This is a genomic window from Thermococcus gorgonarius (assembly GCF_002214385.1).
Classification (GTDB): domain Archaea; phylum Methanobacteriota_B; class Thermococci; order Thermococcales; family Thermococcaceae; genus Thermococcus; species Thermococcus gorgonarius.
Window position 1 is genome coordinate 415,794 of the sequence record NZ_CP014855.1, and the last position, 20,812, is coordinate 436,605.

Consider the following 20,812-nt stretch of genomic DNA (forward strand, 5'->3'; position numbering starts at 1 on the left):
TACCCTTATCCAAAAATTTTAGTGGTGGATAAAATGGGGGAAATAACTGTGAGGGTTTCAGTTCCGGATGGACTTGAGGAGGTATTTAAAAAGGAGCTGAAGGCCCTTTCAGCAGGCCTCTCACGGCTGAAGAAAAAGCCATCGGTTACCGTTGATGACGTCTTCGGCATTATGCCGTCCAAGAAGTCCGCAAAAGAGATGAGGTTGGAGATGTATGAAGAGTTATTTGGTTGATTCCTCAGTCATCCTTGAGGCTCTTAAAGGCAATCCTCGGGCAAAAGACATCCTCAAGAGTCTGGGGGAGAATCCAAAATTTATAAACTCCGTGATATTCAGCGGGGTGCTTTTCATATTCCTGAAGAACATCACCGGAAAAAGCTACCTCTCGTTGAGGGGCAACAAAAAGGAATTTCTTAAGCATAGAGAGAAAATTTCCAAGCTCTACCGGTTTCTCAGGGAAAACTTTGTCGAAGTCCCATTGACCGAGGAGATAAGCGACATGGCATTTGAGTTGATGACAAAGCACGCGCTTCTTCCAAATGATTCGCTGATTCTTGCCACGGCAAAGTTCTACGGGCTAACATTGGTAACCCTTGACTCAGATTTTGAGGAACCGGCTAAAGCAGAGGAAATTTCCCTGTTTGGAGGTGAAGCTGATGGTTAAGCGCGGTCTCTTCGTCGGCCGCTTCCAGCCGGTTCACAATGGACATATCAAGGCTCTCGAATTTGTTTTCTCGCAGGTCGATGAGGTGATAATAGGCATCGGAAGCGCCCAAGCAAGTCACACTCTCAAGAACCCCTTCACGACGAGCGAGAGAATGGAGATGCTCATAAGGGCTTTGGACGAGGCAGGATTGACCAAAAAACGCTACTACCTCATCCCGCTCCCGGATATCAACTTCAACGCCATCTGGGCCACCTACGTGGTCAGCATGGTCCCGCGCTTCGACGTCGTCTTCACTGGAAACTCGCTCGTTGCCCAGCTCTTCCGCGAGAAGGGCTACGAGGTCATAGTCCAGCCCATGTTCAGGAAGGACATCCTCTCGGCGACCGAGATAAGGCGGAGAATGATAGAGGGCGAGCCCTGGGAGGAGCTTGTGCCTAAGAGCGTGGCGGAGTTCATAAGGGAAATCCACGGCGTCGAGAGGATTCAGATGCTCGCGACGAATCTTGAGAAGAACGAGAAAGAACTCCAGGCACCGATAAGGATTCCGGAGTTCTGAGGTGGGAGTTTGAACCCTAGAAAACTCTTACTTCCCCTCTATTCCCTCCTTGTTTTAATCGTTGAGCTTGTCCTTGGAATGAGCTGGAAAATCGTTGATCTCTACATGAAGACCGAGAGAATAGGTGAGGCTCCGTGCGTTGCGTTCTACTGCACTGAGCCGAGCTGGGTTCTCGCGCTAGCCGTACTGCTCTCCCCCGTTCTCCTGGGCTACCTATTCGTTGAGAGGTGGGACTTAATCAGGGGGCACGCTAAAACTCATCTTCTCTTCGGCCTCCTCGTCCTCCCAGCCGGGATGTGCGGTCTCTCCTCCGGCGGTCTCCTCGGCGTTCTGTATTCCAACGTCCTCGCCGCCGGCCTTGCGTACTACCTCCAGGATGAGCATTACAGGAGAAACCTTCCAGAACTGGCTCTAGTTTCAGTCACGTGGCTGTTCATTGGCCTCGTTTTAGCGCTCAAGCCATGGGCCTGCTGAGTGCTCACCCCTGACCGGAAACCCTTTAGGATTGAGCAAACAAATAACCACCATGCCCGGTGAAGACCTCGCCAGGGAAGTCCAGGAGCTCAAGAAGGCCCTCGAAGCGATGAGGGCGAGCTTCGAAGTAGTCTCCAAGATGGCCCAGGCATACCTCAGGCTCCTCAACGTTTATGCGGAATATGGGGGCCTGAGCATAGACGTGGTAATCCCTGAGATAAAGCACGACCCGATAGCTAGGGAGATTGTAAAGATTCTCTTCGACCTCAGGAGGGCGAACGTGAGCCAGATAGCGCGCGAGCTGAAGGGCAGGCGAGGAAAGGCCTCAAGGAACACGGTCCGGGCGAAGCTGGAGGAGCTTGAGAGGCTCGGTGTGGTGAAGAAGCTCCCTGCCGAAAGGGGCAAGGTCTACGCCCTCTCCAGGGATGTGGTCAAGAGGTGGTTAGAGCTGATCGGAATGCCGATTAGGTTTGAGCAGACTAACGAGTATTGAGGTGGTTGATATGACGAACGTTGAGGAAGTTGAGATTGAGAAGAAGGCCCCGGCCCAGCTTGAGGAACTCCTTAGGGAGCTGACTGAGGAGATGAAGCGGGCAAAGACCAAGGAGGAGCTTGAGGTACTTGAGAAGAAGGTGGAGATCGTGGAGGACCTCATAGAGGCCTACTACGGCGACAGGGACATCGAACAGGCGGCAAAGCTCATGGACAAGGTAGGACCGATGATAGAGGACATCCTTGAACCGCTGAAGAACCTCCTGAGCGAGCTCTACAGCCCTGAGAAGATGCAGGCCATGGGCAAAAGCGTGGCGGAGTTCTACAAGAACCTCGTCGAGGCAGGTATGGACAAGGAAACGGCAACCGAGCTCACCAAGGAGTACATGAAGAGCATCAACGCTCCCAAGGCCCTCCTTGAGGCATTGACTGGCCTGATGAAGGGAAAGGGTCTGCACCCGCCTCATCCACCGCACCCGCCGATGCCCCCCATGCCTCCCGAAGCACCGAGGCCGCCCAGAAGACCCGAGCATGAAGAGGAGAGGGAGGAAGAGTGAGAACCGCCCGTCCCTTTCTTAAATTTCTCTTCTTCCATCTTCCGAGAATCCTGTTTCAGGTTGCCGGCCTATTCCGGGTCATAAACCGGGGCAAGAGGGCCTTCAGGAAGGGCCTCGAGAGCGAAGACCTCCCAAAAGAGCTCGTCGAGGAGCTTCTGGGGGAGTTTGACCCCCTTGAGGGCTTTGGTCTGCGGGAGGTTTTGAGCTTTCCGAGGGGAAGGAAAAGGGGCAGGGGCTGATCAATGTCTCAGCTTCTCTTCTTGGAGATCATCACAAACATGCTTCCCGCCAGTAGGAAGAAGGCCAAACTAAAGACATAGGGCAGCGTTGCATGAATGCTCGCTAGGGCACCGGCGATAAAGGGCGCGACGATGCCGATTACCTTTCTATAGCTCGATATCGCCGCGTGGAACTCGCTCGCCCTCTCCTTTGGAATCAGCTTGAACATCCAGGCCCTGTAGAATGGGAACCAGAAGGTGGTGCCGAAGTCCCCGAGCGCGTAAACTGCTAAAACAATCCAGAACGGCGGGGATAAAGCCATTATCAGGGCGTAGAATGCGTTGAGGAGCATGCCGAAGGCAATAGCCCGGAAGCCCTTCCCCTTCGGAACGCGCTCGCTTGCGTAGGTTCCCAGAATCGAAGCCAGACTGCTGGCGACCGCCACGAGGGTCACCTCAAAGACTGTCTTTCTCAGAGTAAAGACGACGTAGTTGATGAGGACTATCTCTGGCGCGAGGGCCCATGCCAGAGTTAGCAACGCCTCAAACGCCAGGAGAAGCTTAAATTCACCCGCTCTAAACGTAAAACCCTCCGGCGTTATCCTTTCATCTTTCCCAATGCTCGGAAGGAAGAGCCAGAGGTATGCCACCGTGACGGCCGAGAAGAGGCCGAAGATGATGAAGGCCCAGCGGTAGCTCTCGGGGCCCGGGTAGACGTAGCCCAGTATGTAGCCCATAACCGGGAACGTGAGAACCCTTGCTATTTCCGGCAGGCGTAGGTGCCAGGCGAATATCTCCTCATATTTGTCCTCGGGATAGATTATCTGCTCGTAAGCCCGATATAGGGGGTAGAGCATGGTGGAGAGCTTTTCTACGGCCCTGCCTGCGAAGAGCAAAACCGAAGCGACAGCGCCCTTGGCTAGGCCGTACAAAACGTAGGCGATGCCATCGAGGACGTCAATCGCGATGAGGCCCTTCTTTATGTCCCATCGGTTGAATGCCCTGCCGAAGAGGTAGGTTAGGGGAATCGAGGCGAGGTTGACCGCTGTAAAGAACGCTCCAACTTCGAGGATGGAGTAGCCCGTCTCCATCAGGTAGAGCGGGAAGAGAATCCAGACTATCAGGCCGGGAGCGATGAGCGTGTGGTAGAGCATGTAGGCTTTAGCGTCGCGGGGGATTTCACTCCAGCGCATGTTTTCACCATCAGCTTAAACGGTTTTAGGCAGAACGTTTAAAAAGATTTAGACGCTCTTTGTTTGGGGGAGTTACAATGCGGAAAGATAAGATACTGGCCGCGCTGTTGGTGGCTCTTCTCCTCTACTCGAGCTTTGCGACCTGGAAATGGGAGGAGACCGAGAAGTCCAGGGATAATGCAATTAATGCTCTGGAGAGAGCTGCCAGCTCTGAGATGAAGTGTTTTGAATCCTCTGGCATTTTAGTTTCGCTGGCTGAGGAAAATGCCTCCAATGCAGCGCTCATCAGTTTTTCGCTAATGCTCGCGCATTGTGCATACAACCTTGAGTCCACTGCATATTCCCTCCGTTCCCTCACCAATGATCCCAAGTACTCAGATCTCGCTGCCTTTGGGGTAAGTTTGGGGATATTCTTCCGCAGGGTGGAGAACCGCTTCTGGGAATCGAGGGAGCTCGTGCTCAAGAACAAAGACCGTCTTGTAAACCTCGCCCTAACGATTGATAACCTGACGGTGGAGAGAAAGGGACTCCGGAACCTGACTCCAGAGGACATCAAGAAGCTGAAGAAGATGGCAGAGGAGATTGAATCGGGCTGATGCCTCTTTTCTTCACCTTTTGAGGCACCTGGCGTAAATCAGCGCCTCCTTATTCATTCGAGGTGGGTCTACTAAAGCGAAAGCCAACAGAGCTTCTCTCAGGCCTCTCCACTCTCCCCAAGCCTTGTCTTGTGGAACCATTCCGGCAAAGTCTTCGCTATCCCAAGGCAGGCGAGCCTTTCATCTTCGGTTTCGAGTGGTTTGATCATCATACCGACCGCTCCGGTAGTTTCTTTCTAAACACCAGCACGTTCGGCTCATCGGTCTCGTCCCAGAGGAAGAGGCCAAGCCTCCTCAGGCCTGGAAGAACGGGCTTCATTCCCCCGGGAAGCATCAGGTCGAACTCCTCCCGGCCTTTCTCCCTTGCCACCCACGCCATCGCCGGCAGCATCGCCCTTATGCACCCCAGGCCCGTTGAGAGCGGCGTGAAGGTTGCCCCGTCTCTGGTGGCGAGGAACTTAAAGTCGTTCACTTCATAGGCTTCCCCCTTCTCTCTGAGCCACTCCAGCGCTTCCTCGCTCCGGTGAACGAACTTCCAGCCGAGGGGGATTATTCCGAGGGTCAGGTCATTCATCCCAAGCTCCACCGGGTTTGGTTCCTCCGGCTGGAAGTCCTCCACCCTTGCGCCGAGGTTGAAGAACCTCGCCATAACCGAGAAGCCGTCCTTCCTGGCCATCGCTATGCTCTCTCTGTTCAGGAAGTAGGTGGCGAACTCAAGGGCCTCTATCTTTCCCTCCTCGGCTAGCCTTCTCCCGAGGTCGATCATGAAGTTCTGGATCATCCTCCCGTAGCCTCTCCCCCTGTAATCCGGGTGGACGCGGAGCCCCTCAAGCCAGCCGACCCTTCCCGGCAGGAGGGTGAGCTTTGCCGTTCCGATCACCTTTCCCTCAAGCTCAAGGACGTAGAAGTTGCCGTCTTCTACCCAATCGTCGAACACCCTCGCCAGGTAATCTTCACCGCCCCATGTCAAACGCGCTATTTCCTGGATGAAGGGCCTGTCTTCGGGTCTGGCTTCGCGGATTATCGGGTTCATGCCATCACCGTGTAACCATAATCGCCGGAGGTTTTAGGCTTTCCTCTCAGACGGACATCTTAACAGGCAAATATTTATAAAAACGGAACCCTACTCCTCTACCATGGGAGAATCGCTCAAAGGGCTGGCCAGACTGCTGGGGTATCTGAGGGGACACGCCCTCCACTTCTCGCTGGGCATGGTTATGGTACTCCTCATGTCATACACCAGCGGAGTGGTTCCCGTCCTCATAAGGGAGGCCATAGACAGGGGCGTGACTGCTGGAGACTACGGTCAGGCCCTCGAGTATGCACTCCTCATACTCCTCGTTGGCGTCCTCAACGGGGCCTTCAGCTTTGCTGGGAGGTATCTCCTCGTCAAATCGGCCCAGCATGCGGTTTACCACCTCAGGATGGACGCTTTTAGGGCAATTCAGCGGCAGAGGATGGAGTTTTTCGACAAGACCTTCTCAGGCCAGCTGATAAGCAGAATAACCAACGACACGGAGAGGATAACGAGGTTCCTCTCATTCCGGCTGAGGATGTTTGTGTACTCGCTCTTTCTGATAGCGGTCTCGCTCTACTACATGATCCGGATGAACACCCTCCTGACTGCCGTGGCCCTGGTTACCATAGGGATCGTTGTGGCCCTGAACTCGGCCTACGCGATGAAAGTCCGCCCCATCTACGACAGGATCAGGCACCAGACCGGGGTAATAGCCTCCACGGCGACAGGGACGATAGCCGGGATAAAGACGATAAAGGCCCTTTCGGTGGAGGAAGAAATCCACGAGAAGTTCGAGAGGGAGAACGAGGAGCTCTACTCACTCAACGTCGAGGCCACTAGAATAGTGGCGATATACGGAAACGCTTCCTTCCTCGTCCTTGGAATAGCGATGAGTGCGATGCTCTACTTTGGTGGAAGGGCCATCATAGTGAACACGCTGACGGTTGGAGAGCTCGCGGCCTTCCTCACGTACATGCTCACGATGACCTGGCCCCTCAGGGCGCTCGGTTTCACAATAGCCGACATCCAGAGGAGCTTGGCCGCGGCTTCGAGACTTTTTGAGGTTGTGGATTCCGCTCCCGAGAGCGTTGATCCTCCAGACGCGGTCGAGCTGAAGAACCCAAGGGGCGAGGTGGAGTTCAGGGACGTGTGGCTCACCTACCACACGGGGAAGACCGTGCTCAGGGGGCTGAGCTTTAAGGTGAGGCCCGGGGAGAAGGTCGTCATAACCGGACCGCCGGGCTCGGGGAAGAGCACGGTTCTTAAGCTGATAGCCAGGTTCTACGAGCCCGAGAGGGGAGAGGTGCTCCTGGACGGGATTGACGTGAGAAAGATAAAGACGGAGAGCCTGAGGAAGACTGTAGCCTACGTCCCGCAGGAGCCCTTCATCTTCAACAGGAGCATAAGGGAGAACATCGCCCTTGCCAAGCCGGACGCGACGATGGAGGAGATAGTAAGGGCCGCCAAGATAGCGAAGATACACGATTTCATAGCCTCTCTTCCAGAAGGCTACGACACGGTCCTCGGCGAGAAGGGGGTAACCCTTTCGGGCGGACAGAGGCAGAGGATAGCGCTGGCGAGGGCCCTGCTCCTCGATCCAAAGGTAATCCTCCTCGATGATCCTGTCTCGAACCTCGACGCCGGAACCGAGAAGCGGCTCGTGGAGGACTTGAGGGAGATACTGAAGGACAGGACGGCGTTGATAGTCTCTCAGAGGCCGTCGCTCGTAAAGCTCGCCGACAGAGCTATCGTGATGGCCGAGGGCAGAATAGTGGAGGACGGTAAACCGGAGGAGCTGGTCAGGAAAGGTGGAGCCTTCAGCGAGATGCTCAGGGCGGTGGGAGGAAATGAATGAGTCGTCGCTCTCGCTCATAGTGCGCTTCGTAAGGGAAGCCCTCTCCGAGAGGAAAACCCTCGCCATAGTGGTGGCGAGCATCATAGGTTCGGCCCTAGCCAACCTGGCCTCCCCCTACCTCCTGAGCGTGGCGATAGACCGCTACATAGTGCCCGGGAGATACGAGAAGCTAGGGTTCATCGCGGCCCTCTACCTCCTCGCCCTCGCCGGCCAGTGGTTCTTCATGACGCTCCAGACGTACTATACAGAGGTTTTCGGCCAGAAGGTTCTCAGGAAGCTCAGGAGCAGACTGCACGAGAAAGTTCTCTCAGCGAACCTCGACTTCTTCAAAGAGAAGTCTACCGGCGACCTTGTGTCGAGGATAATCAACGACACCGGCGTGGTGAACGACGTCCTCGTTTCCGGCCTGCTGGGCGGGCTCGGGAGCCTGCTGAGCCTGGCGGGCATAATAGTTGCCATGCTCATACTCGACCTCAGGCTGACCCTCGTAACCCTCACCAGCGTGCCGCTCATGGTGTTGGTTGCCTACTACTTCGGGGGAAAGATGAGGAAGGCCTACCGCGAGACGAGGAGGAAAATAGCGAGGATTTCCAGCGTGGTCGAGGAGAGCGTTGCTGGAATAGAGACGATACGCGCCTTTGGAAGGGAAGGCCAGGTCGAGAGGGAGTTCTCAGAGGCGTCGCTGGAGACGATAAAGGCCTACCTGCGGGTCGCGGTTTACATGGGCCTCTTCTGGCCCCTCATGAACATAACGAGCCTCCTCTCGGTTGTGGTGGTCATAGCCTACGGCGGCTACCTCGCCTACCAGGGGAGCGTCAGCATAGGAGTCGTCGTGGCCTTCATCCAGTACGCCCAGCGCTTCCGCGGGCCGATAAACAACGTTGTAAGCATGTATGACAGCCTGCAGTCCGCTCTGGCCGCTGTGGAGAGGATATACGGGGTCCTGGACGATGAGAGGGTGGAGGACTACAGCGGAAAACCCGTGGAAAAGCTGAGAGGCGAGATAGAGTTCAGAGACGTCTGGTTCGAGTACGAGAAGGGAAGGCCCGTGCTCAAAGGGATAAACCTCTCGATTTCCTCTGGCTCAAAGATTGCCCTCGTGGGAAGGACTGGGGCAGGAAAGACGACCATCGCGAACCTGATAATGCGCTTTTACGACCCGACCAGGGGCTCAGTCCTCTACGACGAGATCGACGGGAGGGAGATAAGCAGGAAGAGCCTGCGGAGGAGGATAGGCTACGTCCCCCAGGAGACCTACCTCTTCCCTGGGACGATAATGGAGAACATCCTTATAGCGAACCCCAAAGCGAGCGAGGAGGACGTGGTGAGGGTCTGCAGGGAGCTTGGGATCCACGACTTCATAATGAGGCTCCCCAAGGGGTACGAAACCCAGGCAGGGGAGGCCGGAAAACTGCTCTCCGTCGGGGAGAAACAGCTGATCTCGCTCGCGAGGGCGATGCTCAAGGATCCGGACGTGATTATCCTCGATGAGGCTCTCTCGAGCGTTGACCCCAAGACTGAGAGGCTCGTTCAGGACGCGATGCTGAGGCTCATGGAGGGCAGGACGAGCATAATCATAGCCCACCGCCTTGGCATAACCCGCTTCGTGGACAGGGTTGTCGTGGTCGAGGACGGGGAGATCGTTGAGGAAGGCTCTCCAGAGGCCCTACTCGAGAGGAAGGGCCGCTTCTACCGGCTCTACACCTCCCAGCTCAGCGGGGCTGAAGTGGACTGACGGTCAATGGATGGAACGCAAAATAGGCCGTGGAAGAAATGGGGATAGCTCAGACCGTACCCTTGATGGGGCTTCAGGGCAGGAATACTCTCGATGGCATCTCTAGCGGTCCTGAGGGTTAATGTGGGCAGGTGAAGGTTGTAGAGGTGGCGGTTCATGGGAGATTCCTTTATAGTTTTCTGTTCTGTTATGTATCAATAAAACATTATCTCTTGATCAGCCAACAATTTTAGAAAATTTTATGAGGGCGTTTTTGAAAAATATACTGGAGGAGATTGATATTGAAGGGTTGTCTAGAAAGAAAATAAAAAGGAACTTAAATGGTGAGGGAATCATGGGTATCCTCTCTAAATTTTTCGGCAAAAAAAATCCTATGGATGTATCCTTGGACGTATTGAGAGAAACTCAAGCAACGCTTGAGATTCAAATTAGAAAAATTGAGAATGAGATAGCCAGCATAGATCGCGAGATAGCGGCGCTCTTTGAAAGGGCAAAGAGCGCGAGGAGCAAGAGCGAAGAGCTCACCATAGCGACGAAGATAAAGACCCTTAACCAGCGCAAGAAGAACCTCCAGGCAACACACATGCAGCTCAACAAGCAGCTCATGCTCATAAGCAACCTGGCCATAATCAAGGAGAACGAGGCCATCCTGAAGGGAACGCCAACTTGGGAGATGCTCCGCAACATGTCACCGGAGGAGCTTGAGAGGAACCTGACGACCATGCAGCTGGATGCGCAGAACTTCAACGAGAACCTCAACCAGATGCTCGGCATAACTGACCAGACGCTGGGCGTTGGGGCTGACTTCGAGGAGGACGAAGAGCTGGCCGAGATAATGAAGACCATCCACGCGGTTAAAGAGGGTGAGCTCGAGCCTGAAACAGAATCAATTGTCAAGCTTCGTAGTATATTGTTAGATATCCAAAACAATTATGAGTTAGTACGTTTTAATTTGATCGAATTTTTGAGGAAAGAATTAGGATTCTCAAAAGAGACAATAGAAGAATTGTTGTATATACTTGAAGATATACTTAACGATTGGGCAAGAATCAGGGGGGCTAAGAAGATAAATTCTCAAACGTTGAATCTGCTCACTATAGAATTCTTGATTCGTTTGATCCTACCATACCTAAAAACAAAACATATACCCCCCGGGAATGAAATTAAAAATCAGCTTGAACAACTACAACAAGTGGCTTACTGTGTTAAAATTCCTAGCAAACATGAGTATTGTGAATATTTATCTCTATATGAGCAGATCTCACTATTAATGTCCCCTACAACGAGAGAATGCGTGGAGAACATTCTAAAGACTGCAAAACACGTCATTGACAATAGCACAAAGATTGCAAAAATGGACTTTTATCTACGAGTGAACCTCTGGAATGAGCTACAAGAAAAATACATGTTATATGAAAAAGGGGTGTGTGGGCAATTTCCAAAACATCTAGATCTAGTTAAGTATTTAGATAATTATATAAGAATCCACCTAGAAACGGCATTGGCATTTCTGGCTTTAACCTTCAAGGAAAATAAGGAGGAATATCCCCCAGCAATAGATAGATTTAGTGAGTCAGAGCTTCATACAATTAAGTTGATACGTGAATATGATATCTTTGGCAAATTAGAATCAGAAGAAATTATGAGGAGAATCTTGGCTAATGATGAACATGTAAAAACATTACTCAAGTTATATCCCACTATGGAGGAGCATATTATCTCATCATGCTCTAACTGGTATCTTTATTGGTATTTGATGTGTTCTTGGGAAAAACAGAAAGAGAGAATAGACAAAAAGGTGAATGAAATCTTGGATCAGTTATTAGAGCATAATCTAACTACTAACGGCTCAATGTTAAAATCAAACCCAAATCAGGAAGTTTTAGCGATACCTTTTAGAAATTTTTTTGAAACCGTTTCCATTTACTTGATAGGCACTAAAAAATTATCGAAGAGAATCTCTAAGAAGCTTTCTAATATGGCGAGAATTCTTGCAATGTCCTCTGAATTCACGCGTAGTATAGGGTGGGGATTCCTTAAGCATCTCGATAAAAAACCTAGTAGCATAACTCAGGAAGGGGAGTTATACATAGAGAACGAGATTATTCATGAAGAATTAGAGGAACTTCTAGACACCGGAAAGAGCGATGTTCTCAGCTCATTTTAATATCATTCACTTTGTTCATGTTTTGTTTTTGTAATAAAGAGTAATATATACAAGATATTGTCTCTTATATAATATTGGGGGAGCAGTTTAAAGTTCCTCTTAAATACAACATCAGAGAATTTTAGGGCAGTTCTCAATTTGTCTTTGTAGGGTTTTTTTAAATTTATCAAAATTTTAGCTTCGAAAAGTTTTCGTTGAATTTTTATTAGGTGTTCATATACATGTAACACGTTAAAATACTGGAACAACGAAAGAAAGAGTACTATCTGTAGACCTTCCATAATTAAAAATCCCTCTATCATATTGTACCTGATCAAGACTTTAAGGAGATAATAGATATCAACTATAGATTGTATAACATTGGTAGTAAAAAGAATGAGAACTGGAGACAAAAGATATAACAGGTAGGGACTATCACTAGAACTAACTTTGAAAATTTTTTGAATATTCTTTTCTATTGAAATTAAAGAGAGCATTATAATAAATAATAGTATTAAATTTAATTCCAGCACTCTCCTACTCAGTGGGTAATAGGATAAATTCAATATTGAGAAGAGAGTAAGAATCGAAATAAAAATAGTAAGTCCTCCAATTAAAAATAGAGTTTCAAAAAAAGATTTTGTGTTCTCCTTGCGTACATCCAATAAATATGAAAGATATTCTAAAGAAACACCTCTTTTTAAAAGTCTAGAAAAATATATTATCCCCCATATCACATGCATGAGATACACAAAAACAAAAAACGATACAAGAATTGAATTTGAGATTAACCAATAAACCCACTGTCTCAAATATAGCACGGATAACCCAAATGACGCCAACAACAAACTTATAGTAGTTAAAAGGAGGATATTAGGACTCTCTATTGTATCTAAGAGGGATGATATTTTCTGAAGTTCTATGTCTATAATTCTCTCTACCTCATTATCCCCCAACTTAATTTGATGACCCATAATTTAGTTATTCACAAGGTTAATTTAAAAACTTATCCTCTGTAGATCACACTGTTAGAAATGAAATTAGACAGATTATTTACGCTCTAATTCTCCTACAACATCCTCAACAAATTGGTGAGGAAGTCTATTGCATATAACTGGTGGGGCGTGTGGAGTGGGACTTCGACTCCTGGGCAGAAACCTACGACGAAGACGTTGGGGTAGAGAATTGGCTTCACACCGATTGCGGGGGTTCTAAAGCTCGTGGCGAAGATTTTCTTTTCTAGGCCCTTGAGAATGTAAGGTATCACGGCACACACCCCTAAACCCTCTCGACCACTATAACCGTCTTCCCCTCTTCCTCCTTAACCCCGAGTGCAACGCCCTTTCCTAAAACCTCGACCCAGCCGCGCTCCCAGGGTTCTCTCTTCCAGAGGATTTCCCCCTTCAGGTCGAGCTTTATCACCGCCGCTTTCCCCTCGACTTCGCCCCCAATGAGGAGACCGTCTTTGGTTGGCAGGAGCGAGGTTGCCGAGCCGTTCGGGAGCGTTACCTCCCAGTCTCTGCCCCAGACCCACAGGTCACTCCCTTTGTAGCCACCCAGAATTATTTTCCCTCCCATTTCGGCGGCCGTTAGGGCGATTCCCTTCCCGAGCTCGCTTTCCCTTATCAGTTCCCCGTTCTCAGTGAACTCAAACGCTTTAACCTTCCATTTCTCCTCCTTCACGCTTCCGACGAGGACGGGCTTACCGTTGAGTTCAAACAGGCCGGAAATCACGGCATCACCCAGAGACCTAGGGTCTTGAGCCAGAGGAGTTCGCCGTCCAGCGTGATTCTCCCGACGAAGAAGCCCCTGCCTTTCCCATCCGAGGTCTCTCCAGCGATGAAGGCCCCGCCCTCGGCTGGCAGAATGGAGTAAACGCATTCATTGCCAAGGATTTCCAGCTTTTTCTCCCAGAGGACTTCAAGGTTCCCGTTAAGCCTCGCCACGTAGCCCTTCCATCCCTCGCCGCCCTCAGGTGTGGCCTTCCCCTCAACTGCACCGCCGATGAGATAGCCGTCTTTGAGCTTTGCTATGCTGTGCCCTTCCTAGTCGTTTTTGCCTGATATGAACTTCAACTCCTTTATATCCTCCTCGTCGAGCCTTGCGAGCATTATTTTGTAGGCCTTTCCGTCGTGGACGCTCCCGACGAGCAGGTCACCGGCGAGTGCAACCGGAACCGTCTCAACGCCGAAGGAGTAGGTTTTCATCGACAGTCCCCCTTTGATGGTTTGAGTTTCCAATCAAAGAACATGGCAAAGGTTTTAAGATTTTTGCCAGTTAGTAGTAAACAGGTGATATGGATGATGAGGAAAAACCTGGCCGGGTTTCTAGTGGTTCTGCTTGTCCTTGCCCTGCTCCTCTCTTCATACTCCCTGTGGAACTGCCGGAAAGACGAGGAGAGCCTTTTGAAGGCCCTTTACTTATATGGTCTGAAAGACGCCAGAGAACTTTCGGATGTCGGCGGAACCTTTGACTACCTCCTTCGCGAGAACGCTTCGGATAACCTTATAGTCACCTATGCCCACGCATACTCTATCAGAGCCGAGCACCTCCAGGACACTTTTGGTCTTCTCCAGGCGTACACGGATGATGAAAGATTTCAGCTAATGTTTTCGGCCATGTCCAACTACCACTTGTTTCTTCAAGTAGTCAGCTTCAGCAACTCAACGACAAGAAAAGTTCTCATTGGGAAGAACCTTGAAACGCTCAAGGAGCTTGACAATCTCATGAAGAACGTAACAAAATACCAGAGTCCGAATGATTTGCCTGAAGAGCTCGTTGAGGAGATTCTCCATACCTCTGAGGAGCTGGAGGTTTGATAATGAGAGTCGCCTTAATCCCAATGCGCGTCAAAACCGGGGACTTCAACACAAACTGGGCTGAGTTCAAGAAGCGATTCGACGATGTCTTAGCGTATAACCCTGACTTCTTGGTCTTCCCCGAGTACTGCTTGACGGGCTTCGAGGAGTGGGACTTCAGCGGGGCGGAGCTTTACGATGAAATTGTCAAAAGGGTAAGCTCGCTGGTAAGGAAAAACGGCGTTTACGTCGTCTTTGGCCTTTTAGAACCCTACAAAAACTGCGTCTACAACTCGGCCCTTTTAATCAGCAGAAACGGCGAGGTTCTCCTAAAACACAGAAAGTTCCAGGAACCTTACAAGTTCTGCACCAGCAACACGGTGAGGACAGCTCGGACGGAGTACGGAAAAGTTGCGATAATCATCTGCGGCGACCTCTACAACAAGCGTATTTTGAAGTGGGTGAGGAGGAAAAGGCCTGACTACCTCTTCGTGCCGATGGAGTACTCGCCCGACTACGGTCAGCCGAACGAGGAAGACGTTGAAGCAATGGCCGAGCGAGTTAAGCTCCTCGGCGCTAAAGCCTTCATCGTGAACAGCTATCCACCGGGCGGTGCATGGGTCTTCGACGCCGATGGAACCCTTCTCGCCTCGGCAGAGGGTGACAAAACCCTCCTCTGGGAGGGACAACCCTAAAATACATTGCCGCATAACTGTCCCCGGTGGGTTCGATGGAGCTCTACGACGTTGATGAGTTCTGGAAGTTTGACATGCGCGTTGGCCTCGTGAAGAAGGCCGAGAAGCTGAAGAGGACGAGGAAGCTCATTAAGCTTGAGGTCGACTTCGGGAGCGAGGAGAGGACGATAATCACCGGAATAGCCGACCAGTATTCGCCGGAGAACCTTGAAGGGAAGAAGTTCGTCTTCGTCCTCAACTTAAAGCCCAAAAAGCTCTCCGGCGTCGAGAGCAGGGGAATGCTTATCGTCGCGGAGACAGAGGACGGAAAGGTTTACCTCCTCCCGGTTCCGGAAGAGGTTCCAGTCGGAACGAGGGTGTGGTGAATGTGGCCCTCGGCGAGGTTCGTTGACGAGAGCGTAGCCTTTTCAAGGATGCCAACAGAGGGAGAGCTCGACGAGGTGGCGAGGGACTTCGACACTATCGTTGTCCTAGTAGAAGACTATGAACTACCATACTCGCTCGAAGAATGGGAGAAGAGGGGAGTTGAAGTTCTCCACAGCCCCATTCCAGATTTCACCGCTCCGAGCCTTGAGCAGCTCCTTGAAATCCTCCGCTGGATCGATGCCAGGGTTCATGAGGGAAAGAGGGTCTTAATCCATTGCATGGGCGGCCTCGGCAGGAGCGGGACTGTCGCGGTTGCCTGGCTCATATACTCGAAGGGACTCCCGCTCAGGGAAGCGCTGAGACGGGTTCGCTCGCTGAGGCCAGGTGCCGTCGAGACCTACGAGCAGATGGAGGTTTTGGGGGAACTGAAGGGGTTCCTCAGAAGCCGTTGAAGCTAACAACCTCCTCCAGCCTCTTCCTCTCGTACTTCGGCTTTGGATCGGCTGGATAACCAACCGGCAGAATCGTCTGGAGCTTGTACTCAGGAGGAGTTTTCAGCAGCTCCTCAACTGGTTTTGGGTTCGGCGGCGTGTAAGTGACCGTCCCAAGGCCGAGCTCTTCAAGGGCAAGAAGCAGGTAGCCAACGGCTATCCATGTTGACTGGAGCCAGTAAGGAGCTTTGGTGTGTCCAAAAACGAGGATTAGGTAGGGCGCCTCGCTCAGAAATGGCTTCTCCGGCTTGAAGCCCTTGGCGTTCAGCCAGGCCATCAGGTCGCCCTTAGTCCTTGAGTAGAACTTCTTCTCCTCGGCCTCGCAGAGCTCCCTTATCTTACCCTTAAGCCACTCATCATTGATTACCACGAACCTCCAGGGCTGGGCATTCATACCCGAAGGGGCTTCTTTCGCAGCTTTAATCGCCTTCAGGATGTCCTCCTTTGGAGGTCTGTCTGGGAGGAACTTCCTCACGGTCTTCCGCCTCTTGGCTAATTCGAGAACGCGCATGCCACCACCGTAGAAAGTTGGTTTTTCTCCAAAAGGCTTTTACGGTTCTTGAGAACTCACTTCGATGAGGAGGTATCCCCTGTCCTCTGTGTTCATCGTCCTGCTAGTTGTGGGGTTTTTGGTGTGGCACGGGAAGAGCACTCCCAAAACCTCACTGGAGTATCCCTTGAATTCCTCAACGCTACGCTCCTTCCTCGAATCACAGTACGTTCCCGAGGCAGGACTTCTCAGGGCAGCCGTTAAAGCCCATCCGGACAACGAGACGATTTACGTAGCGAACGACAACCTCTTAGCCTCGCACGCCCTCGTTGCCCTCGGCTCCCCGATTGGGAGGCGCGTCCTTGAGAACTTCAACGCCAACTATTCAGGGGGCTGGAGCGGGAAGGTGGATCCCCTCCTCGGGAGGCCCATCACGGGATTTTACTGCCCCCGAGACCCAAAATCTTGGCAGGGTTTACTCCAGGACGTTCAACGCAACGTTCGAGATAAAATACGAAATAACCAACACCTCATGCAGGATGAGCGACTGGGAATCCTACGCTGACCTCCTGGTTTACGGGGCTTTAAGCGAGCTCATAACTGGCAACAGGAGTGGTGCTCTTGAGTTGTATTCCAGGCTTCTTGGGATGTGGGACGGAAACGGCTTCCGGGATAGAGCCTTTGATGGAACGTATCAGACCTACAAGTGCGCTCTGTTCGTATACCTTTACCGTGCTCTTGGAAAGCCCAAAGAGGGCAGAAACGTCTATTCAAGCTGTCTTAACGTGATCTCTTCTATGCAGGCCGAGAACGGGGGAATAATAACTGGCTACAAAGTTGAAGGTGAGAGAATAATTTCGGTGGGAGACACCAACACGGAAACGACTCCATCGCTGTCTTGGCCCTCTACTCTGACTATCCTGAGAGAATTGGAAAGTTTACATGATAATGCAAAAATTCGTGGACAGGGAGAGGGGCTTTCAAGGCCGGGAGAGGCATTTGAGAGAAATTATTTAGGATTGAGAGCGAAAAAAGTTTCAGGATTTTGCGGAAGATTTTTAGACTAAGAGTCTTTACCTTCCAACCATGAGGGTTGCGGTTATAACCAGAGATGCCCGGGCGTATTATCAAGCCGTAAAAACCCTGAAAAAGTACGGGATAAGCTTTCACAGTTTAATGCCGGGAGATAAGATCCCTTTTGACGTTGAGGTCGTTCTCGTTGACGAGAGTACTTTCAAACAGATTGACTTTCCGGTTAAGATCCTCATTAAAGAGGATTTCATAGACGAACTTTTGGCCGTCCTCGAGGGAAGGGAGAGATTTAATAAGGTTTACATAGCTATAGACCCGGGTGAAAGGCCCGGATTGAGCGTAATAGCCGATAACAGGGTTCTTGAAGTCCGCAGGCTTAAGGGGCCCAAGGACGTGGAACCTATCCTTGAACTTCTGGAAAAGTACCCCGGAGCCAGGATAAAAATTGGCCATGGAGCCAAAAGGCAGAGGGTTCTTATGCTAAAAGCTCTTGGACAGTATCTGGGCTACGACTACCGTCTAATACTCGTCAACGAGTCAAGGACAACCCCCAGAGTTGGTGATACTGAATCAAAGGGTGTTCAGGATATAGTGGCCTCGATAAACATCGGTCTGAGGCACGGTAGGGAGGTTAGCATACGGGAGCTTCTGGACTTAAAGGAGCCAACGAAGAGAGAAATTGACGATATAAAGAGAAGAAGCCGCGAGCTCAGTGGAAATATCACCATTTCATCAGACCTGGCTAGAGAAGTTGCCCTTGGAAACATAACCCTCGAAGAAGCACTTGAGAGACAGAGGAGAAAGTCCAAACTCGGGAGGCAGTAGCAAGGTATTTTAACCCTAAAACATAGTTTCTGAACGTGGAGAGAAAAGGCTGGAGGTGCTGGCATTGATATTCGGGCGCGAAGAACCCGTTGATGAAATAAAGTTGAGGGTTGCTGAGGCCCTTAAGGTTGATGTTGGCCGGGGAATAGTCAGGTTTGACAAGCCTTACCAGAGGAAGCTCGGCGTCTCAGCTGGTGACATAGTTGAACTTATCGGCTCTCGTTCAACGGCTGCGATAGTTGCGAACGCTCATCCAGACGACAGGGGGCTGGACATAATAAGGATGGACGGTTATATCAGAAAGAACGCGGGAGTAAGCATCGGCGACTACGTTACGGTCAGAAAGGCCCATGTTCAGGAGGCAAAGAAGGTAGTCCTCGCCCCCGCACAGAAGGGGGTAATCCTCCAGATCCCCGGAGATCTCGTGAAGCAGAACCTCCTTGGAAGGCCCGTTGTAAAAGGTGATATAGTTGTCGCGAGCAGCAGGGGAGAGACGGGTTACTACGGTGGTTCTCCCCTGGACGACCTCATAAGGGGTCTATTTGAGAGTATGCCCCTAGCTTTTGGAGAGCTCAAGTTCGTCGTCGTTAACACTGTTCCAAAGGGGATAGTCCAGATAACCTACAACACCGAGGTCGAGGTTCTTCCGCAGGCAGTTGAGGTTCGTGAGGAAGCGATTCCAGAGGTTACCTACGAGGACATAGGCGGTTTGAGCGATGCCATACAGAAGATCCGCGAGATGGTAGAGCTCCCGCTCAAGCATCCAGAACTCTTTGAAAGACTGGGCATTGAGCCGCCGAAGGGTGTTCTCCTCTACGGTCCGCCCGGAACCGGTAAGACCCTCCTTGCCAAGGCCGTTGCCAACGAGGCGAACGCCCACTTCATAGCCATCAATGGTCCAGAGATAATGAGCAAGTTCTACGGCGAGAGCGAGGAGAGGCTTAGGGAGGTCTTCAAGGAGGCTGAGGAGAACGCTCCGAGCATAATCTTCATAGACGAGATTGACAGCATTGCACCAAAGAGGGAAGAAGTTGTCGGAGAGGTTGAGAAGAGGGTTGTCAGCCAGTTGCTGACGTTAATGGACGGTTTGAAGAGTCGTGGAAAGGTTATAGTCATAGCCGCGACCAACAGGCCGGATGCCATTGACCCGGCCCTGAGGAGGCCTGGAAGGTTTGACAGGGAGATTGAGGTTGGCGTTCCCGACAAGCAGGGAAGGAAGGAGATACTCCAGATCCACACCAGAGGAATGCCTCTGGAACCTTCCTTTGAGAAGGAAGAAGTGCTTAAGGCTCTCGATGAGGTTGGAAGTAGGGTGCTTGAGCCTGAAGTTTTAATGAGACTGAAGCTCCAGATAGAGAGGGCAGGAAGCAGTGAGGAGATAAAGCGCATCCTGCAGGAGTACGGCGAGATATACTCAGAGGTTAAGGCGAAGCTCATAGACAAAATGCTTGAGAGGATCGCTGAGAAGACTCACGGCTTTGTCGGTGCGGATTTGGCAGCTCTCGCAAGAGAAGCAGCTATGGTCGTTCTGAGGAGGCTCATTGAAGAGGGGAAGATAAGTCCGGAGCAGGAGAGAATACCGCCGGAAGTCCTCCAGGAGCTACGCGTTAGGGAGGAGGACTTCTATGAGGCGCTGAAGATGGTCGAGCCTTCGGCTCTCAGGGAGGTTCTGCTTGAGGTTCCGAACGTTCACTGGGACGACATCGGCGGGCTGGAGGACGTAAAACAGCAGCTTAGGGAAGCGGTGGAGTGGCCACTCAAGTATCCACGGGCCTTTGAGCGGCTTGGCATAGATCCCCCGAAGGGAATCCTCCTCTACGGCCCGCCCGGAACGGGTAAGACCCTCCTTGCCAAGGCCGTGGCGACGGAGAGCGAGGCCAACTTCATAGCCATAAGGGGCCCAGAAGTGCTCAGCAAGTGGGTCGGTGAAACCGAGAAGAGGATCAGGGAAATCTTCAGAAAGGCTCGCCAGGCAGCACCGACGGTAATCTTCATTGACGAGATTGACGCAATAGCCCCGGCCAGGGGAAGCCATGAGGGAGGAAGATACCTCGACACCCTGATAAACCAACTCCTGACGGAGATGGACGGTATTGACAAGAACAGCGGCGTGGTTGTCATAGGTGCTACCAACAGGCCGGACATCATTGATCCAGCCCTGCTCAGGCCTGGAAGGTTTGACAGACTCATCCTCGTTCCAGCGCCGGACGAGAAAGCGAGGCTGGAGATACTCAAGGTTCACACGAGGAGGGTGCCTCTGGCAGGTGACGTTGATCTAAAGGACATCGCAAAGAGAACCCAGGGCTACTCCGGTGCCGATCTGGAGGCTCTGGTGAGGGAAGCGGCATTGACTGCGCTCAGGCGGATAGTTAGGAGTATCCCCGGTGCCGAGCCCGGCGAAGAGGAGTTCCTCGAAAAGCTGAAGGTTACTAGGAGAGACTTTGAGGAAGCTCTAAAGAGGGTCAAGCCGAGCATAACGCCCTACATGATCGAATACTACAAGAACTTTGAGGAGAGTCGCAAGAAAGTCGTCGGTAATACTGAGAGGTCTCCGGACTACTACACCTTCTGACTCTTTCCTTTTCGAAAAGTTTAAATACCCTCTGCC

26 protein-coding genes are annotated in these 20,812 nt (G+C 51.5%); 19 read left to right on the forward strand and 7 right to left on the reverse strand.

Going from position 1 to position 20,812, the window contains the following annotated elements; genetic code table 11:
• Window positions 1-33: 33 nt before the first annotated feature.
• From A3K92_RS02420 to A3K92_RS02450, 7 genes are read left to right on the forward strand one after another with little or no spacing between them, the layout of a single operon-like run.
• A complete protein-coding gene (locus A3K92_RS02420; protein WP_088884756.1) occupies window positions 34-234 on the forward strand; it encodes a hypothetical protein in 201 nt (66 codons plus the stop codon).
• Window positions 215-664 (forward strand): type II toxin-antitoxin system VapC family toxin, encoded by a 450-nt coding sequence (locus A3K92_RS02425; protein WP_088884757.1) that lies wholly within the window; start codon window positions 215-217, stop codon window positions 662-664. The genes A3K92_RS02420 and A3K92_RS02425 overlap by 20 nt, the downstream gene beginning before the upstream one ends.
• Entirely contained in the window at window positions 657-1,223 is a 567-nt protein-coding gene (locus A3K92_RS02430; RefSeq protein WP_088884758.1) for a nicotinamide-nucleotide adenylyltransferase, read from the forward strand. Before A3K92_RS02425 ends, A3K92_RS02430 begins: the two co-directional genes overlap by 8 nt.
• A gap of 9 nt (window positions 1,224-1,232) precedes the next feature.
• Entirely contained in the window at window positions 1,233-1,697 is a 465-nt protein-coding gene (locus A3K92_RS02435) for a hypothetical protein (protein ID WP_088884759.1), read from the forward strand.
• 52 nt (window positions 1,698-1,749) lie between these two features.
• Window positions 1,750-2,190, forward strand: a complete 441-nt coding sequence (locus A3K92_RS02440) for a helix-turn-helix domain-containing protein (protein WP_088884760.1) — start codon at window positions 1,750-1,752, stop codon at window positions 2,188-2,190.
• A 10-nt stretch (window positions 2,191-2,200) separates the two neighbouring features.
• Window positions 2,201-2,746 (forward strand): hypothetical protein, encoded by a 546-nt coding sequence (locus A3K92_RS02445; RefSeq protein ID WP_088884761.1) that lies wholly within the window; start codon window positions 2,201-2,203, stop codon window positions 2,744-2,746.
• Window positions 2,743-2,985: a hypothetical protein gene (locus A3K92_RS02450; protein WP_088884762.1), complete on the forward strand. Its 243-nt coding sequence runs from the start codon at window positions 2,743-2,745 to the stop codon at window positions 2,983-2,985. Before A3K92_RS02445 ends, A3K92_RS02450 begins: the two co-directional genes overlap by 4 nt.
• Before the next feature lie 8 nt (window positions 2,986-2,993).
• On the opposite strand, the gene A3K92_RS02455 is transcribed toward A3K92_RS02450, so the two are convergent.
• Window positions 2,994-4,157, reverse strand: a complete 1,164-nt coding sequence (locus A3K92_RS02455; RefSeq protein WP_088884763.1) for an MFS transporter — start codon at window positions 4,155-4,157, stop codon at window positions 2,994-2,996.
• 77 nt (window positions 4,158-4,234) lie between these two features.
• On the opposite strand from A3K92_RS02455, the gene A3K92_RS02460 reads away from it, so the two are divergent.
• On the forward strand, window positions 4,235-4,753 hold the full coding sequence (locus A3K92_RS02460; RefSeq protein ID WP_088884764.1) for a hypothetical protein: 519 nt from the start codon (window positions 4,235-4,237) through the stop codon (window positions 4,751-4,753).
• A 208-nt stretch (window positions 4,754-4,961) separates the two neighbouring features.
• Here A3K92_RS02460 and A3K92_RS02465 read toward each other — a convergent pair whose 3' ends face one another.
• Complete coding sequence (locus A3K92_RS02465; protein ID WP_088884765.1) at window positions 4,962-5,786, reverse strand: GNAT family N-acetyltransferase; 825 nt, start codon at window positions 5,784-5,786, stop codon at window positions 4,962-4,964.
• 103 nt (window positions 5,787-5,889) lie between these two features.
• Here A3K92_RS02465 and A3K92_RS02470 point away from each other — a divergent pair, with 103 nt between their 5' ends.
• The 3 genes from A3K92_RS02470 (at window position 5,890) to A3K92_RS09510 (ending at window position 11,528) form a co-directional block, all read left to right on the forward strand.
• Window positions 5,890-7,626 (forward strand): ABC transporter ATP-binding protein, encoded by a 1,737-nt coding sequence (locus A3K92_RS02470; protein ID WP_088884766.1) that lies wholly within the window; start codon window positions 5,890-5,892, stop codon window positions 7,624-7,626.
• A complete protein-coding gene (locus A3K92_RS02475; RefSeq protein ID WP_088884767.1) occupies window positions 7,619-9,361 on the forward strand; it encodes an ABC transporter ATP-binding protein in 1,743 nt (580 codons plus the stop codon). Before A3K92_RS02470 ends, A3K92_RS02475 begins: the two co-directional genes overlap by 8 nt.
• 241 nt (window positions 9,362-9,602) lie before the next feature.
• On the forward strand, window positions 9,603-11,528 hold the full coding sequence (locus tag A3K92_RS09510; RefSeq protein WP_232460893.1) for an SNF7 family protein: 1,926 nt from the start codon (window positions 9,603-9,605) through the stop codon (window positions 11,526-11,528).
• Between the two features lie 1,048 nt (window positions 11,529-12,576).
• On the opposite strand, the gene A3K92_RS02490 is transcribed toward A3K92_RS09510, so the two are convergent.
• The 4 genes from A3K92_RS02490 to A3K92_RS09525 form a co-directional block, all read right to left on the reverse strand.
• A complete protein-coding gene (locus A3K92_RS02490) occupies window positions 12,577-12,774 on the reverse strand; it encodes a hypothetical protein (protein WP_088884769.1) in 198 nt (65 codons plus the stop codon).
• A gap of 11 nt (window positions 12,775-12,785) precedes the next feature.
• The gene (locus A3K92_RS09515; RefSeq protein WP_232460894.1) at window positions 12,786-13,241 is read right to left on the reverse strand and encodes a hypothetical protein; all 456 of its coding nucleotides are present in this window, start codon (window positions 13,239-13,241) and stop codon (window positions 12,786-12,788) included.
• Window positions 13,238-13,453, reverse strand: a complete 216-nt coding sequence (locus tag A3K92_RS09520; protein WP_232460895.1) for a hypothetical protein — start codon at window positions 13,451-13,453, stop codon at window positions 13,238-13,240. Before A3K92_RS09520 ends, A3K92_RS09515 begins: the two co-directional genes overlap by 4 nt.
• 99 nt (window positions 13,454-13,552) lie before the next feature.
• Window positions 13,553-13,714, reverse strand: coding sequence for a hypothetical protein (locus A3K92_RS09525; RefSeq protein WP_232460896.1), 162 nt, complete (start codon window positions 13,712-13,714; stop codon window positions 13,553-13,555).
• An 84-nt stretch (window positions 13,715-13,798) separates the two neighbouring features.
• On the opposite strand from A3K92_RS09525, the gene A3K92_RS02500 reads away from it, so the two are divergent.
• From A3K92_RS02500 to A3K92_RS02515, 4 genes are read left to right on the forward strand one after another with little or no spacing between them, the layout of a single operon-like run.
• Entirely contained in the window at window positions 13,799-14,326 is a 528-nt protein-coding gene (locus tag A3K92_RS02500; RefSeq protein ID WP_157722412.1) for a hypothetical protein, read from the forward strand.
• Window positions 14,327-14,328: 2 nt separating this feature from the next.
• The gene (locus A3K92_RS02505; RefSeq protein WP_088884771.1) at window positions 14,329-15,000 is read left to right on the forward strand and encodes a carbon-nitrogen hydrolase family protein; all 672 of its coding nucleotides are present in this window, start codon (window positions 14,329-14,331) and stop codon (window positions 14,998-15,000) included.
• A gap of 35 nt (window positions 15,001-15,035) precedes the next feature.
• Entirely contained in the window at window positions 15,036-15,365 is a 330-nt protein-coding gene (gene metG, locus A3K92_RS02510; RefSeq protein WP_088884772.1) for a methionine--tRNA ligase subunit beta, read from the forward strand.
• On the forward strand, window positions 15,366-15,818 hold the full coding sequence (locus A3K92_RS02515; RefSeq protein ID WP_088884773.1) for a protein-tyrosine phosphatase family protein: 453 nt from the start codon (window positions 15,366-15,368) through the stop codon (window positions 15,816-15,818).
• Here A3K92_RS02515 and A3K92_RS02520 read toward each other — a convergent pair.
• Window positions 15,805-16,368, reverse strand: coding sequence for a nitroreductase family protein (locus A3K92_RS02520; protein WP_088884774.1), 564 nt, complete (start codon window positions 16,366-16,368; stop codon window positions 15,805-15,807). The genes A3K92_RS02515 and A3K92_RS02520 overlap by 14 nt on opposite strands.
• Window positions 16,369-16,432: 64 nt before the next feature.
• On the opposite strand from A3K92_RS02520, the gene A3K92_RS09530 reads away from it, so the two are divergent.
• From A3K92_RS09530 to A3K92_RS02535, 4 genes are all read left to right on the forward strand, one after another.
• Window positions 16,433-16,912 carry a hypothetical protein gene (locus A3K92_RS09530; protein WP_232460897.1) on the forward strand — a complete coding sequence of 160 codons (480 nt, stop codon included), beginning with the start codon at window positions 16,433-16,435 and terminating at the stop codon, window positions 16,910-16,912.
• Window positions 16,887-17,414 (forward strand): hypothetical protein, encoded by a 528-nt coding sequence (locus A3K92_RS09535; RefSeq protein WP_232460898.1) that lies wholly within the window; start codon window positions 16,887-16,889, stop codon window positions 17,412-17,414. The genes A3K92_RS09530 and A3K92_RS09535 overlap by 26 nt, the downstream gene beginning before the upstream one ends.
• 19 nt (window positions 17,415-17,433) lie before the next feature.
• The gene (locus A3K92_RS02530) at window positions 17,434-18,204 is read left to right on the forward strand and encodes a hypothetical protein (protein WP_088884775.1); all 771 of its coding nucleotides are present in this window, start codon (window positions 17,434-17,436) and stop codon (window positions 18,202-18,204) included.
• A gap of 64 nt (window positions 18,205-18,268) precedes the next feature.
• Complete coding sequence (locus tag A3K92_RS02535; protein ID WP_088884776.1) at window positions 18,269-20,776, forward strand: CDC48 family AAA ATPase; 2,508 nt, start codon at window positions 18,269-18,271, stop codon at window positions 20,774-20,776.
• Window positions 20,777-20,812: the final 36 nt, after the last annotated feature.

What these genes read in the sequence shown, in the direction of transcription:
- A3K92_RS02420 (WP_088884756.1), top strand. Translation starts at nt 34, where the DNA reads ATGGGGGAAATAACTGTGAGGGTTTCAGTTCCGGATGGACTTGAGGAG.
- A3K92_RS02425 (WP_088884757.1), top strand. Translation starts at nt 215, where the DNA reads ATGAAGAGTTATTTGGTTGATTCCTCAGTCATCCTTGAGGCTCTTAAA.
- A3K92_RS02430 (WP_088884758.1), top strand. Translation starts at nt 657, where the DNA reads ATGGTTAAGCGCGGTCTCTTCGTCGGCCGCTTCCAGCCGGTTCACAAT.
- A3K92_RS02440 (WP_088884760.1), top strand. Translation starts at nt 1,750, where the DNA reads ATGCCCGGTGAAGACCTCGCCAGGGAAGTCCAGGAGCTCAAGAAGGCC.
- A3K92_RS02445 (WP_088884761.1), top strand. Translation starts at nt 2,201, where the DNA reads ATGACGAACGTTGAGGAAGTTGAGATTGAGAAGAAGGCCCCGGCCCAG.
- A3K92_RS02455 (WP_088884763.1), bottom strand. Translation starts at nt 4,157, where the DNA reads ATGCGCTGGAGTGAAATCCCCCGCGACGCTAAAGCCTACATGCTCTAC.
- A3K92_RS02460 (WP_088884764.1), top strand. Translation starts at nt 4,235, where the DNA reads ATGCGGAAAGATAAGATACTGGCCGCGCTGTTGGTGGCTCTTCTCCTC.
- A3K92_RS02465 (WP_088884765.1), bottom strand. Translation starts at nt 5,786, where the DNA reads ATGAACCCGATAATCCGCGAAGCCAGACCCGAAGACAGGCCCTTCATC.
- A3K92_RS02470 (WP_088884766.1), top strand. Translation starts at nt 5,890, where the DNA reads ATGGGAGAATCGCTCAAAGGGCTGGCCAGACTGCTGGGGTATCTGAGG.
- A3K92_RS02475 (WP_088884767.1), top strand. Translation starts at nt 7,619, where the DNA reads ATGAATGAGTCGTCGCTCTCGCTCATAGTGCGCTTCGTAAGGGAAGCC.
- A3K92_RS09510 (WP_232460893.1), top strand. Translation starts at nt 9,603, where the DNA reads ATGAGGGCGTTTTTGAAAAATATACTGGAGGAGATTGATATTGAAGGG.
- A3K92_RS09525 (WP_232460896.1), bottom strand. Translation starts at nt 13,714, where the DNA reads ATGAAAACCTACTCCTTCGGCGTTGAGACGGTTCCGGTTGCACTCGCC.
- A3K92_RS02505 (WP_088884771.1), top strand. Translation starts at nt 14,329, where the DNA reads ATGAGAGTCGCCTTAATCCCAATGCGCGTCAAAACCGGGGACTTCAAC.
- metG (WP_088884772.1), top strand. Translation starts at nt 15,036, where the DNA reads ATGGAGCTCTACGACGTTGATGAGTTCTGGAAGTTTGACATGCGCGTT.
- A3K92_RS02515 (WP_088884773.1), top strand. Translation starts at nt 15,366, where the DNA reads ATGTGGCCCTCGGCGAGGTTCGTTGACGAGAGCGTAGCCTTTTCAAGG.
- A3K92_RS02520 (WP_088884774.1), bottom strand. Translation starts at nt 16,368, where the DNA reads ATGCGCGTTCTCGAATTAGCCAAGAGGCGGAAGACCGTGAGGAAGTTC.
- A3K92_RS09530 (WP_232460897.1), top strand. Translation starts at nt 16,433, where the DNA reads ATGAGGAGGTATCCCCTGTCCTCTGTGTTCATCGTCCTGCTAGTTGTG.
- A3K92_RS09535 (WP_232460898.1), top strand. Translation starts at nt 16,887, where the DNA reads ATGAGCGACTGGGAATCCTACGCTGACCTCCTGGTTTACGGGGCTTTA.
- A3K92_RS02530 (WP_088884775.1), top strand. Translation starts at nt 17,434, where the DNA reads ATGAGGGTTGCGGTTATAACCAGAGATGCCCGGGCGTATTATCAAGCC.